Here is a 13,150-nt window from a genome sequence, read left to right as displayed (position 1 = left end):
TCATGGCAGATTACCAGGGCAAAAACGTTGTTATCATCGGCCTGGGTTTAACCGGACTTTCCTGCGTTAATTTCTTCCTTGCGCGGGGGGTAACGCCGCGTGTAATGGATACGCGAGCGACACCTCCCGGGTTAGATAAGCTTCCGGAAAATATTGAACGCTATGTAGGTAGTCTGAATGAAGACTGGCTTCTTGCAGCAGATTTGATAATCGCCAGCCCTGGTATTGCCCTGGCTACACCCGCCCTGAGCGCTGCCGCAGACGCCGGGGTGGAAATCATCGGCGATATAGAACTCTTTTGCCGTGAAGTGCAGGCTCCTGTTGTTGCTGTTACCGGGTCTAATGGTAAAAGCACGGTGACAACACTTGTTGGCGAAATGGCGAAAGCTGCAGGCATCTCGGTTGGTGTGGGCGGTAATATCGGCCTGCCAGCTCTGATGCTGTTGGATTCACCTCATGAGTTGTATGTGCTTGAGCTTTCCAGTTTCCAGCTTGAAACCACTTACAGCCTTAATGCTGCCGCGGCCACTATTCTCAATGTCACTGAAGATCATATGGATCGTTATCCTTTCGGTCTTCAGCAATACCGTGCTGCCAAGTTACGTATTTATGAAAACGCTCATGTCTGCGTGGTGAATGCCGATGACGCATTGACGATGCCAGTGCGTGGCGCTGATGAACGGTGTGTCAGTTTTGGTGTGGATGTCGGCGATTACCACCTGAACCGCCAGCAGGGTGAAACCTGGCTGCGGGTTAAAGGTGAGAAAGTGCTCAATGTGAAAGAGATGAAACTGGTTGGGCGGCATAACTATACCAATGCGCTGGCGGCACTGGCGCTGGCAGATGCAGTGGGCTTACCTCGTGCCAGCAGCCTGAAAGCGCTGACCACGTTTACCGGCCTGGCTCATCGCTTTGAGTTGGTGCTGGAAAGTAAAGGTGTGCGTTGGATTAATGACTCCAAAGCCACCAATGTTGGCAGTACTGAAGCCGCGCTCAACGGTTTGCATTGTGAAGGGGCGTTGCATCTGCTGCTGGGGGGCGATGGTAAATCGGCAGACTTCTCGCCTTTGCGTCCTTTCCTTCAGGGGGACAGCATTCGTCTCTATTGCTTTGGCAGGGATGGTGCTCAACTGGCTGAACTCCGCCCTGATGTGGCGGAACAAACCGAAACGATGGAAGAAGCAATGCGGCTGATAGCTGCGCAAGTTAAGCCGGGAGATATGGTGTTGTTATCCCCCGCCTGTGCCAGCCTGGATCAGTTTAAAAACTTTGAACAGCGTGGCGAGATCTTCGCGCAACTGGCGAAGGAGTTGGGCTGATGCGTTTATCTCTCCCTCGTCTTCGTATGCCGCGGCTACCCGGGTTTTTTATCCTGGGGTGGTTATTTACCGCGCTGAAAGGCTGGGTGATGGGGTCCCGGGAGAAAGATGCCAACAGCATGGTGTTGTATGACCGTACATTGTTCTGGCTGACTCTGGGGCTGGCGGCAATTGGCTTTGTCATGGTGACTTCAGCGTCAATGCCCGTAGGGCAACGTTTGGCGGGCGATCCCTTTTTGTTCTCTAAGCGTGATGGGGTGTATCTGGTGCTGGCTTTTATCCTTGCGCTGGTTACCCTGCGTTTGCCTATGACGTTCTGGCAAAAATACAGTGCGCCTATGCTGCTGGCTTCAATTGTTATGTTGCTGGTTGTGTTGGTGGTAGGTAGCTCAGTAAACGGGGCATCACGCTGGATTTCTCTGGGGCCACTGCGTATTCAGCCAGCGGAATTTTCGAAGTTATCGCTGTTTTGTTATCTCTCCAACTACCTGGTGCGTAAGGTGGATGAAGTTCGTAACAATTTGCGCGGCTTCCTGAAGCCCATGGGCGTTATCCTGGTGATGGCGGTGTTATTACTGGCTCAGCCTGACCTTGGTACCGTGGTTGTATTGTTTGTAACGACTCTTGCGATGCTGTTCCTGGCGGGTGCCAAGCTTTGGCAATTTATTGCCATCATCGGCATGGGGATTTCCGCCGTGGTGTTACTGATTTTGGCCGAGCCTTATCGTATCCGGCGTGTGACCTCATTCTGGAACCCCTGGCAGGATCCCTTTGGCAGCGGCTACCAGTTAACGCAATCACTGATGGCCTTCGGGCGCGGTGAGCTTTGGGGGCAAGGGCTCGGGAATTCAGTACAAAAACTCGAATATTTGCCCGAAGCACATACCGATTTCATCTTCTCGATTATCGGTGAAGAGCTGGGATATATCGGTGTGGTACTGGCGCTTTTGATGGTATTCTTCGTCGCTTTTCGCGCCATGTCGATTGGCAAGCGTGCTTTGGAAATTGACCAGCGTTTCTCGGGTTTTCTGGCATGTTCTATCGGTATCTGGTTTAGCTTCCAGGCACTGGTAAACGTTGGGGCTGCTGCCGGTATGCTGCCAACGAAAGGGCTGACACTGCCGCTTATCAGCTATGGTGGTTCCAGCCTGCTGATTATGTCTACAGCAATCATATTATTGCTGCGAATTGATTATGAAACACGCCTGGAAAAAGCACAGGCGTTTACACGAGGTGCACGATGAGTAGTGGACCTAAGCGATTAATGGTGATGGCTGGCGGGACTGGCGGGCACGTTTTCCCCGGGCTTGCTGTTGCTCACTATTTGATGGCTCAGGGCTGGCAGGTTCGCTGGCTGGGTACCGCAGACCGCATGGAAGCAGATTTGGTTCCGGCGCGTGGTATCGAAATTGATTTTATTCGTATTTCAGGGATTCGCGGTAAAGGGCTGAAAGCCATGTTACTGGCACCATGGCGGATATTTAACGCCTGGCGTCAGGCCCGGGCCATTATGAAAAATTATCGCCCGGATGTGGTATTAGGCATGGGGGGTTATGTGTCCGGCCCTGGCGGCCTGGCTGCATGGTCGTTGGGTATTCCTGTGGTTTTGCATGAGCAAAATGGCATTGCCGGGTTAACCAATAAATGGTTGTCGCGCATTGCCAGTAAAGTAATGCAGGCATTCCCGGGGGCTTTCCCTAAGGCAGATGTTGTGGGTAACCCTGTCCGTGAGGATGTGCTGGCACTGCCATTACCGCAAGACAGGCTGTCCGGGCGTACCGGGCCAGTTCGGGTATTAGTGGTGGGTGGTTCTCAGGGCGCCCGGGTGCTCAACCAAACAATGCCCGGAGTTGCCGCGCAATTAGGGGAACACATCACCATTTGGCACCAGTGTGGGAAAGGTGCCGGAGAAGCGGTTTCGCAGGCTTATGCAACGGCAACGCCTGTCAGGCATAAAGTTACTGAGTTTATTGACGATATGGCTCAGGCATACGCCTGGGCAGATGTTGTGGTCTGCCGCTCCGGAGCTCTGACAGTTAGTGAAATTGCTGCTGCGGGTTTACCCGCTATTTTTGTGCCTTTTCAGCATAAAGACCGCCAGCAATACTGGAACGCTGCACCACTGGAAAAAGCCGGGGCTGCACGCATTTTGGAGCAACCGCAATTCACGGCTCAGGCCGTGGCCGATATTCTGAGTGGTTGGGATCGTCAGGTTCTGCTCTCGATGGCGAAATTAGCCCGGGAAGCAGCGATTCCTGATGCAACACAACGTGTGGCAAATGAGATTGTGCATCAGGCCAGAGCCTGATGTGTCGGGTTGCGACAGGCAACCGCATGTTTTTGATGTGAAGGCAAAGAGCCTCAGGTTTAAAGAATGAATACACAAGAACTGGCAAAACTGCGTTCAATCGTTCCTGAAATGCGCCGCGTGCGGCACATTCACTTTGTTGGCATCGGCGGTGCCGGCATGGGAGGGATTGCCGAAGTGCTGGCGAATGAAGGTTATCAAATCAGCGGTTCTGATTTAGCGCCAAACCCGGTTACGCAGCAACTGTCAGCGCTGGGCGCGACGATTTACTTTAATCATCGGCCTGAAAACGTCCGCGATGCCAGTGTGGTTGTGGTATCCACTGCCATTCGGGCGGATAACCCGGAAATTATTGCTGCTCATGAAGCACGTATTCCGGTTATTCGCCGAGCTGAAATGCTGGCGGAATTGATGCGCTTTCGTCATGGCATTGCTATTGCCGGTACGCATGGGAAAACTACCACCACGGCGATGGTGGCGAGTATTTATGCAGAAGCAGGTCTTGACCCGACATTCGTGAATGGTGGCCTGGTCAAAGCGGCAGGTACTCATGCGCGTTTAGGGCACAGCCGTTACCTGATTGCAGAAGCAGACGAAAGCGATGCCTCTTTCCTGCATTTGCAGCCAATGGTAGCTGTGGTAACCAATATCGAAGCCGACCATATGGATACTTACCATGGCGACTTTGAGAACCTGAAGCAGACATTTATTAATTTTCTTCACAACCTGCCGTTTTATGGCAGAGCGGTGATGTGTGTGGATGACCCGGTTATCAAAGAGTTGTTGCCACGGGTTGGGCGTCAACTGACCACTTACGGTTTTAGTGAAGATGCGGATGTTCGCATTGAAAACTACCTGCAGTCAGGCGCACAAGGGCACTTTGACATCCTGCGCCAGGATAAACCCGTACTGCATGTTATGTTGAATGCCCCAGGCCGGCATAACGCCCTGAATGCAGCTGCTGCAGTGGCAGTAGCAACCGAAGAAGGCATTGATGACAGCGCAATTTTACGCGCGCTTGAAAGTTTTGCCGGTACCGGGCGTCGTTTCGATTTCCTTGGCGAGTTTCCGCTTGATGCCATTAATGGCAAAGAGGGCAAAGCGTTGTTGGTTGATGACTACGGTCACCACCCGACTGAAGTTGACGCAACTATCAAGGCTGCGCGTGCAGGGTGGCCGGACAAACACCTGGTAATGGTGTTCCAGCCTCACCGTTACACGCGTACCCGAGATTTGTACGACGACTTTGCCAACGTGTTATCGCAGGTTGATGCGCTAATTATGCTGGATGTGTACCCGGCTGGAGAAGCACCGATCCCGGGCGCAGACAGCCGTTCTCTGTGTCGTACGATTCGCGGGCGTGGCAAGGTTGACCCGATTCTGGTTTCCGATCATGCACAGGTAGCCCAAATGTTGGCGCCGATTCTGTCGGGGAATGATTTAGTGCTGGTTCAGGGGGCGGGCAATATTGGCAAGATAGCGCGTACTTTGGCAGAGACACGTCTGGTTCCTCAGTTACAGGAGGAAGACAGCCATGGTTGAGAAATTAGCATTTTTACAGGGTGGCAACGCAGGTCAGTTACCTGTTGTGTTCCAGCCTGGTCCCAAAGCTTTTGGGCAGTTTGTTGTAAATACACTGGAACTGGCGGAGTGATATGTCCCAGGCGGCGTTGAATACACGTACTCAACAGGAAGAAAAAGCCTTTTCCGGGCGCAGTAATGGCTCGCGTCTTGCGGGCATTATCTTTCTGATGGCGGTACTACTGACAATCTTTATCGGCGGCTGGATGGTTGTGCGCTGGATGGAAGATGCTCAGCGCTTGCCTCTGTCTCGTCTTGTTGTGACGGGTGAGCGCCATTACACACGTAATGATGATATTCGCCAGTCAATATTGGCTTTGGGCGCGCCAGGAACGTTTATGACGCAGGATGTGGACATTATCCAGCAGCAAATAGAACGGCTTCCCTGGATAAAACAGGCCAGTGTCAGAAAACAGTGGCCTGATGAATTGAAGATTCATCTGGTTGAATATGTGCCGATTGCACGCTGGAATGACCAGCACATGATTGATGCACAAGGGAATTCATTCAGTGCACCTGCTGACAGGTCGGCAAAACAAGTATTGCCGGGTCTGTCTGGTCCGGAAGGAAGCGAGGTTGAAGTCCTTGAAGGATACCGGGCAATGAGTGATGTGCTGGCGAAATCCAGGTTTACGTTGAAGGATGCAGCCATGACGGCCAGACGGTCGTGGGTTTTAACCCTGAATGACGGGATTAAACTCAACCTCGGCCGTGGCGATACGATGAAACGCCTGAACCGCTTTATCGAACTTTACCCAGTTCTTTTAAAGCAGGCGCAGACGGACAACAAGCTTATCAGTTATGTTGACCTGCGCTATGACTCAGGTGCCGCGGTGGGTTGGGCTCCGGCCCCTGCTCCCGCTGAAGGAACTAATCAACAACAGAATCAGGCACAGGCAAAACAACAATGATTAAGTCGACGGACAGAAAACTGGTGGTTGGACTGGAGATTGGCACTGCAAAAGTTGCCGCTTTAGTAGGGGAAGTTCTGCCCGACGGAGTGATTAACATTATCGGTGTGGGAAGTTGTCCGTCCCGGGGTATGGATAAAGGCGGGGTTAACGATCTTGAATCTGTGGTTAAGTGCGTACAGCGCGCCATTGATCAGGCAGAGTTAATGGCAGACTGCCAAATATCTTCTGTCTACCTGGCGCTGTCAGGTAAACACATTAGTTGCCAGAACGAAATCGGCATGGTGCCAATTTCAGAAGAAGAAGTAACCCAGGAAGATGTGGAAAATGTGGTGCATACGGCGAAATCTGTTCGCGTAAGAGATGAACATCGTGTACTGCACGTTATTCCACAAGAATATGCCATTGATTACCAGGAAGGGATTAAAAACCCGGTTGGTTTATCGGGTGTGCGTATGCAGGCCAAGGTGCATTTGATTACCTGCCACAACGATATGGCGAAAAATATCGTGAAAGCCGTGGAGCGTTGTGGCCTGAAGGTTGACCAACTGATTTTCGCCGGGCTGGCCTCAAGCTACGCTGTACTGACAGAAGATGAGCGCGAGTTGGGCGTCTGTGTCGTCGATATCGGCGGTGGTACAATGGATATGGCAGTATACACTGGCGGCGCGTTGCGCCACACCAAAGTCATTCCCTACGCAGGGAATGTGGTCACCAGTGATATCGCTTACGCTTTTGGTACACCGCCCAGCGATGCAGAAGCTATTAAAGTGCGTCACGGTTGTGCACTGGGGTCACTGGTGGGCAAAGATGAAAGTGTTGAAGTACCCAGCGTGGGAGGCAGGCCGCCGCGCAGCCTTCAGCGCCAGACTTTGGCAGAGGTTATCGAACCTCGCTACACCGAATTGTTGAATTTGGTGAATGAAGAGATCCTGCAACTGCAGGAACAGTTACGCCAGCAAGGTGTCAAACACCACCTGGCTGCAGGGATTGTGCTGACAGGTGGCGCAGCCCAAATGGAGGGTTTGGCCGCGTGTGCCCAACGAGTATTCCATACTCAGGTGCGCATTGGTCAGCCTTTAAATATCACAGGTCTTACCGATTATGCTCAGGAGCCGTATTATTCAACCGCAGTTGGGTTATTACATTACGGCAAGGAATCGCATTTAACCGGTGAAGCTGAAGTGGAAAAGCACACATCAGTCACTTCGTGGTTTAAACGAATTAATAGCTGGCTGAGAAAAGAGTTTTAATTTTATTAAGAGACTATGACAATAAGTAGTCTCAGGCGACAGGCACAAAACGGAGAGAAACTATGTTTGAACCTATGGAACTGACCAATGACGCGGTGATTAAAGTCATCGGCGTCGGTGGTGGCGGTGGTAATGCCGTAGAACACATGGTGCGCGAACGTATTGAAGGCGTTGAATTTTTTGCCGTCAATACTGATGCACAGGCACTGCGTAAAACAGCCGTTGGCCAGACAATTCAGATCGGTAGTGGCATCACTAAAGGTCTGGGTGCTGGTGCAAACCCGGAAGTAGGCCGTAATGCAGCGGAAGAAGACCGTGAAGCGTTGCGTTCTGCACTGGAAGGTGCTGATATGGTCTTTATCGCAGCTGGTATGGGCGGTGGTACCGGAACCGGTGCAGCGCCAGTTGTTGCTGAAGTTGCAAAAGATTTAGGTATTCTGACCGTTGCTGTGGTGACCAAGCCTTTTAATTTTGAAGGCAAAAAGCGCATGGCATTCGCGGAGCAGGGTATCACTGAACTGTCCAAGCATGTCGATTCATTGATTACGATTCCGAACGACAAACTGCTGAAGGTGCTTGGCCGTGGCATCTCTTTGCTGGATGCATTCGGTGCAGCGAACGATGTTCTGAAAGGCGCAGTACAGGGGATCGCAGAACTGATTACTCGTCCAGGCCTGATGAACGTTGACTTTGCTGACGTACGCACGGTGATGTCCGAAATGGGTTATGCCATGATGGGCTCAGGTGTGGCAACCGGCGAAGACCGTGCTGAAGAAGCTGCTGAAATGGCTATCTCCAGCCCACTGCTGGAAGATATCGATCTGTCTGGCGCTCGTGGCGTGCTGGTCAACATCACCGCTGGCTTCGACCTGCGTCTGGATGAGTTCGAAACTGTGGGTAATACTATCCGTGCTTTCGCGTCTGATAATGCTACAGTGGTTATCGGTACTTCTCTGGATCCAGAAATGAACGACGAGCTGCGTGTGACTGTTGTTGCCACCGGGATTGGTATGGACAAACGTCCTGAAATCACGTTGGTAACCAACAAGCAACAGCAGCAGCCGGTTATGGGTTACCAGAGCGGTATGACTCAGTTGCAGCCAGAACAGAAAAATGTGGCGAAAGTCGTGAACGATACGGCTTCCCAGAGCAATAAAGAACCTGATTATCTGGATATTCCAGCCTTCCTGCGTAAGCAGGCAGACTAAGAATTAGCCGGAATTTGGGTATCTCAGCTCTTTGTGCTACTATGGCCTGCCGATAGTGATGTACACTTTCGGTTGGATCAGTAACAGGCGAGATAATGCGATGATCAAACAAAGGACATTAAAACGTATTGTTCAGGCGACGGGTGTCGGTTTACATACCGGCAAGAAAGTCACGCTGACGCTACGCCCTGCACCGGCTAACACCGGGGTCATCTATCGTCGTACCGACTTGAATCCACCGGTAGATTTCCCGGCTGATGCCAAATCTGTGCGTGATACCATGCTCTGTACGTGCCTGGTAAATGAGCATGACGTGCGGATATCAACTGTGGAGCACCTGAATGCAGCTTTGGCTGGTTTAGGCATCGACAACATTATTGTTGAAGTGGATGCACCGGAAATCCCAATTATGGATGGCAGTGCTGCTCCCTTTGTTTATCTGTTGATGGACGCAGGGGTTGACGAACTGAATGTTGCGAAGAAATTCGTGCGCATTAAAGATGTCGTCCGGGTTGAAGATGGTGATAAATGGGCAGAGTTCAGGCCGCATAATGGCTTTACTCTGGATTTCACCATTGACTTTAATCACCCGGCGATTGATGCCAGCACTCAGCGTTACAGCATGAACTTCTCGGCAGATGCGTTTATGCGACAAATCAGCCGGGCGCGTACTTTTGGTTTTATGCGTGACATCGAATATCTTCAGTCACGTGGTTTGTGCCTTGGTGGTAGCTTTGATTGTGCTATCGTCGTGGACGACTACCGTGTGCTGAATGAAGATGGCCTGCGTTTTGAAGACGAGTTTGTGCGTCACAAAATGCTGGATGCCATTGGTGACCTGTTTATGTGTGGTCACAATATTATCGGTGCGTTTACTGCGTATAAATCCGGCCATGCGTTGAATAACAAACTGTTGCAGGCTGTGCTTGCTAAACAGGAAGCGTGGGAATACGTGACCTTCGAGGACGAAGCTGAACTGCCACTGGCTTTCAAGGCACCGTCGACAGTCCTGGCATAAGGGCGAGATACGTTTAAAACGACTGGTTAATCAGGCACTCTCTCCGGCCTGGTGACCCAGTCGTTTTTTATTTCTGCTGCACAACAGCTATTTCCTCTTTTTTGCTCCTGTTTTTTCATTTAATCGGTTTGTTCGCTCATTTGTTACGCGTTTTTTCGGGGTTCATCGCAGGGATTAAGCTGATGAACGGCGCGTTTGGTGATACTATTTGGTCGCTAAAATGTGGCTTGTCAGTTTGAATAGCCAAAATGATTCAATTCCTTTGGTGAAATAGAGTGTCTGGTATATTTGCGCGTTGGCGACAATTAGGTAGACGATATTTCTGGCCCCATCTCCTGTTAGGGATGGTCGCGGCCAGTTTTGGGCTACCTGTTTTAGCGAGCAGCAGCGCGGGTGCTACCACACCAGCAGAAACCACTGCGAACTATAATCGTTTTAATCCCGCACTTTCGTTGGCGCAATTGCAGGAAAGCAACCGCCGCCAGTCAACTTTTAGCGTCGACTACTGGCACCAACATGCAATTCGTACTGTTATCCGCCACCTGACTTTTGTGATGGCGCCTCAGGTGATGGCCGGGGCTTCGGTGTCCGATGACTCGCCACTGGAAAAACAGCACATTGCATTGCTTGATACACTTAGTGCGCTGCTTACTCAGGAAAGCAAACCACCGTCAGTTGTACGCCAGGAACCCTGGCCTGCAATGGCACCTTCACTCTCCTTTACCTTCACGAACTGGCTGGGTACCGCTCAGGGGATTCGTGCAGGCCCGCAGGCTCGCTGCTGATAAACACCACTACTCTTATCATTTTGTTTTATCGCTCAGCGAAGCGTTTGGGAATTTATTATGTTAGTCAAACTATTAACTAAAGTATTCGGAAGCCGTAACGACCGTACATTGCGTCGTATGCGTAAACTTGTTACGCAAATTAACGCTATGGAACCGGCAATTGAAAAATTGTCAGATGATGAACTCAAAGGCAAAACAGGCGAGTTCCGTGCACGCCTGGAGAAAGGCGACGCACTGGAAAGTATCCTGCCTGAAGCGTTCGCGGTAGTACGTGAAGCCAGTAAACGCGTATTTGGTATGCGCCACTTCGATGTCCAGTTGCTCGGTGGTATGGTGCTCAATGAGCGCTGCATTGCGGAAATGCGTACTGGTGAAGGTAAAACACTGACAGCAACATTACCGGCTTACCTGAATGCCCTGAGCGGTAAAGGTGTGCATGTAGTAACGGTGAACGATTACCTCGCCCAGCGTGATGCTGAGAATAACCGCCCGCTGTTTGAATTCCTGGGCCTGAGCGTGGGTATCAACCTGCCAGGTATGCCAGCGCCAGCGAAGCGTGAAGCTTATGCTGCAGATATTACTTACGGCACCAACAATGAGTACGGGTTCGATTACCTGCGTGACAACATGGCATTCAGCCCGGAAGAGCGTGTTCAACGTAAACTGCATTATGCGCTGGTGGATGAAGTTGACTCCATCCTTATCGATGAAGCACGTACTCCATTGATCATTTCTGGCCCGGCGGAAGACAGCTCAGAAATGTACCGCCGTGTGAACACCATCATTCCTCATCTGGTCCGCCAGGAAAAAGAAGATTCCGATACCTTCCAGGGTGAAGGTCACTTCTCCGTAGATGAAAAAGCACGCCAGGTTAACCTGACTGAACGTGGTCTGGTGCTGATAGAAGAATTACTGGTACAGGAAGGCATTATGGATGAAGGTGAATCTTTGTATTCACCGGCCAATATTATGCTGATGCACCACGTAACGGCGGCGCTGCGCGCACATGCCCTGTTTACCCGCGATGTTGATTACATTGTAAAAGACGGCGAAGTCATCATTGTTGATGAACATACTGGCCGTACCATGCAAGGGCGTCGTTGGTCTGATGGCCTTCACCAGGCAGTGGAAGCAAAAGAAGGGGTTGATATTCAGAATGAAAACCAGACCCTGGCGTCAATAACCTTCCAGAACTACTTCCGTCTGTATGAAAAACTCGCGGGTATGACGGGGACGGCAGATACCGAAGCTTTTGAGTTCAGTTCAATCTATAAACTGGACACGGTTGTTGTGCCAACCAACCGGCCTATGGTTCGTAAAGACATGGCTGACCTGGTCTACATGACCGAAGCAGAGAAAATTGGCGCGATCATTGAAGATATTCGTGATCGTACTGCAAATGGCCAGCCTGTTCTGGTTGGTACTATCTCCATTGAGAAATCTGAACTGGTTGCTCAGGAACTGACGAAAGCAGGCATCAAACACAATGTACTGAATGCGAAGTTCCATGCGCGTGAAGCAGACATTGTTGCTCAGGCCGGTTACCCTGGCTCTGTTACTATCGCCACCAACATGGCTGGCCGTGGTACTGATATTATGTTGGGTGGTAGCTGGCAGGCTGAGTTGGCCGAGCTTGAAGCGCCAACTGAAGAACAAATTGCTGAAATCAAGAGTAACTGGCAGCAACGTCACGATGCTGTACTGGCATCCGGTGGTCTGCATATTATCGGTACTGAACGCCATGAATCGCGCCGTATCGATAACCAGTTGCGTGGCCGTTCAGGCCGTCAGGGCGACCCGGGTTCATCACGTTTCTATCTGTCAATGGAAGATGCCCTGATGCGTATTTTCGCATCAGACCGCGTGTCTAACATGATGCGTAAACTGGGGATGAAACCAGGCGAAGCCATTGAGCACCCCTGGGTTACCAAAGCTATCGCCAATGCGCAGCGTAAAGTTGAAAGCCGCAACTTTGATATTCGTAAGCAATTGCTGGAATATGATGATGTGGCGAATGACCAGCGGCGTGCAATTTATACTCAGCGTAACGAATTGCTGGATGCCAGTGATGTCAGCGAGACAATCAACAGCATTCGTGAAGATGTATTTAAAACCACGATTGATGCCCATATTCCGCCTCAGTCTCTGGAAGAGATGTGGGATATCCCTGGTTTGGAAGAGCGTCTGAAAAGTGATTTCGACCTCGAACTGCCGATTTCTGAATGGCTGGACAAAGAGCCTGAACTGCACGAAGAAACATTGCGTGAACGTATTCTGCAGATGGCTGTTGAAGTCTATCAGCGTAAAGAAGAAATTGTTGGCACCGAGATGATGCGCAATTTCGAAAAAGGTGTGATGCTGCAGACGCTGGACAGCCTGTGGAAAGAGCACCTTGCTGCCATGGATTACCTGCGTCAGGGGATTCACTTGCGCGGCTATGCGCAAAAAGATCCTAAGCAAGAGTATAAACGTGAATCTTTCTCTATGTTCGCGGCTATGCTGGAGTCACTGAAGTACGAAGTAATCAGTACGCTGAGCAAAGTTCAGGTGCGTTTACCGGAAGAAGTTGAAGCCATGGAACAGCAACGCCGTGAAGAGGCTGAGCGCCTGGCGCAAATGCAGCAACTGAGCCATCAAAGTGATGATCTCCAGGCTGCACAGTCTCTGGCTGAACAGACCGGTGATCGTAAAGTGGGTCGTAATGATCCTTGCCCTTGCGGCTCAGGCAAAAAATATAAGCAGTGCCATGGGCGCCTGAGCTAAG

At 51.0% G+C, this 13,150-nt stretch carries 11 protein-coding genes; all 11 read left to right on the top strand.

What is annotated here, in order from left to right; genetic code table 11:
* The first annotated feature begins 2 nt into the window (after positions 1-2).
* The 11 genes from murD to secA all read left to right on the top strand — a co-directional run bounded on the left by murD (position 3) and on the right by secA (position 13,149).
* Positions 3-1,319 (top strand): UDP-N-acetylmuramoyl-L-alanine--D-glutamate ligase, encoded by a 1,317-nt coding sequence (gene murD / locus DT73_RS07130; RefSeq protein WP_036106191.1) that lies wholly within the window; start codon positions 3-5, stop codon positions 1,317-1,319.
* Positions 1,243-1,452 (top strand): hypothetical protein, encoded by a 210-nt coding sequence (locus DT73_RS27050; RefSeq protein ID WP_369792579.1) that lies wholly within the window; start codon positions 1,243-1,245, stop codon positions 1,450-1,452. Before murD ends, DT73_RS27050 begins: the two co-directional genes overlap by 77 nt.
* Complete coding sequence (ftsW, locus tag DT73_RS07125; RefSeq protein WP_369792587.1) at positions 1,370-2,563, top strand: cell division protein FtsW; 1,194 nt, start codon at positions 1,370-1,372, stop codon at positions 2,561-2,563. Before DT73_RS27050 ends, ftsW begins: the two co-directional genes overlap by 83 nt.
* Positions 2,560-3,627, top strand: a complete 1,068-nt coding sequence (gene murG / locus DT73_RS07120; RefSeq protein WP_036106184.1) for an undecaprenyldiphospho-muramoylpentapeptide beta-N-acetylglucosaminyltransferase — start codon at positions 2,560-2,562, stop codon at positions 3,625-3,627. The genes ftsW and murG overlap by 4 nt, the downstream gene beginning before the upstream one ends.
* A gap of 66 nt (positions 3,628-3,693) precedes the next feature.
* Positions 3,694-5,169: a UDP-N-acetylmuramate--L-alanine ligase gene (gene murC, locus DT73_RS07115; RefSeq protein ID WP_036106181.1), complete on the top strand. Its 1,476-nt coding sequence runs from the start codon at positions 3,694-3,696 to the stop codon at positions 5,167-5,169.
* Positions 5,170-5,282: 113 nt separating this feature from the next.
* Positions 5,283-6,119 (top strand): cell division protein FtsQ, encoded by an 837-nt coding sequence (gene ftsQ / locus DT73_RS07110; protein ID WP_036106177.1) that lies wholly within the window; start codon positions 5,283-5,285, stop codon positions 6,117-6,119.
* Positions 6,116-7,372 carry a cell division protein FtsA gene (ftsA, locus tag DT73_RS07105; RefSeq protein WP_036106173.1) on the top strand — a complete coding sequence of 419 codons (1,257 nt, stop codon included), beginning with the start codon at positions 6,116-6,118 and terminating at the stop codon, positions 7,370-7,372. The genes ftsQ and ftsA overlap by 4 nt, the downstream gene beginning before the upstream one ends.
* Before the next feature lie 62 nt (positions 7,373-7,434).
* Positions 7,435-8,580 (top strand): cell division protein FtsZ, encoded by a 1,146-nt coding sequence (gene ftsZ, locus DT73_RS07100; protein ID WP_036106169.1) that lies wholly within the window; start codon positions 7,435-7,437, stop codon positions 8,578-8,580.
* 100 nt (positions 8,581-8,680) lie between these two features.
* Positions 8,681-9,598 carry a UDP-3-O-acyl-N-acetylglucosamine deacetylase gene (gene lpxC / locus DT73_RS07095; RefSeq protein ID WP_036106166.1) on the top strand — a complete coding sequence of 306 codons (918 nt, stop codon included), beginning with the start codon at positions 8,681-8,683 and terminating at the stop codon, positions 9,596-9,598.
* A 275-nt stretch (positions 9,599-9,873) separates the two neighbouring features.
* Positions 9,874-10,383 (top strand): secA translation cis-regulator SecM, encoded by a 510-nt coding sequence (gene secM / locus DT73_RS07090; RefSeq protein ID WP_036106164.1) that lies wholly within the window; start codon positions 9,874-9,876, stop codon positions 10,381-10,383.
* A 60-nt stretch (positions 10,384-10,443) separates the two neighbouring features.
* The gene (secA, locus tag DT73_RS07085; RefSeq protein WP_036106162.1) at positions 10,444-13,149 is read left to right on the top strand and encodes a preprotein translocase subunit SecA; all 2,706 of its coding nucleotides are present in this window, start codon (positions 10,444-10,446) and stop codon (positions 13,147-13,149) included.
* Position 13,150: the final 1 nt, after the last annotated feature.

The organism is Mangrovibacter sp. MFB070, from assembly GCF_000705335.1.
GTDB classification, from domain to species: Bacteria; Pseudomonadota; Gammaproteobacteria; order Enterobacterales; family Enterobacteriaceae; genus Mangrovibacter; species Mangrovibacter plantisponsor.
Note: the sequence above shows the minus strand (reverse complement) of the source record. Positions and strands in the feature narration are given on the sequence as shown.

Excerpts from the sequence above, each read along its gene's own strand:
- ftsQ (WP_036106177.1), top strand. The coding sequence starts at position 5,283 with ATGTCCCAGGCGGCGTTGAATACACGTACTCAACAGGAAGAAAAAGCC.
- murC (WP_036106181.1), top strand. The coding sequence starts at position 3,694 with ATGAATACACAAGAACTGGCAAAACTGCGTTCAATCGTTCCTGAAATG.
- lpxC (WP_036106166.1), top strand. The coding sequence starts at position 8,681 with ATGATCAAACAAAGGACATTAAAACGTATTGTTCAGGCGACGGGTGTC.
- ftsA (WP_036106173.1), top strand. The coding sequence starts at position 6,116 with ATGATTAAGTCGACGGACAGAAAACTGGTGGTTGGACTGGAGATTGGC.
- secA (WP_036106162.1), top strand. The coding sequence starts at position 10,444 with ATGTTAGTCAAACTATTAACTAAAGTATTCGGAAGCCGTAACGACCGT.
- murG (WP_036106184.1), top strand. The coding sequence starts at position 2,560 with ATGAGTAGTGGACCTAAGCGATTAATGGTGATGGCTGGCGGGACTGGC.
- ftsZ (WP_036106169.1), top strand. The coding sequence starts at position 7,435 with ATGTTTGAACCTATGGAACTGACCAATGACGCGGTGATTAAAGTCATC.
- murD (WP_036106191.1), top strand. The coding sequence starts at position 3 with ATGGCAGATTACCAGGGCAAAAACGTTGTTATCATCGGCCTGGGTTTA.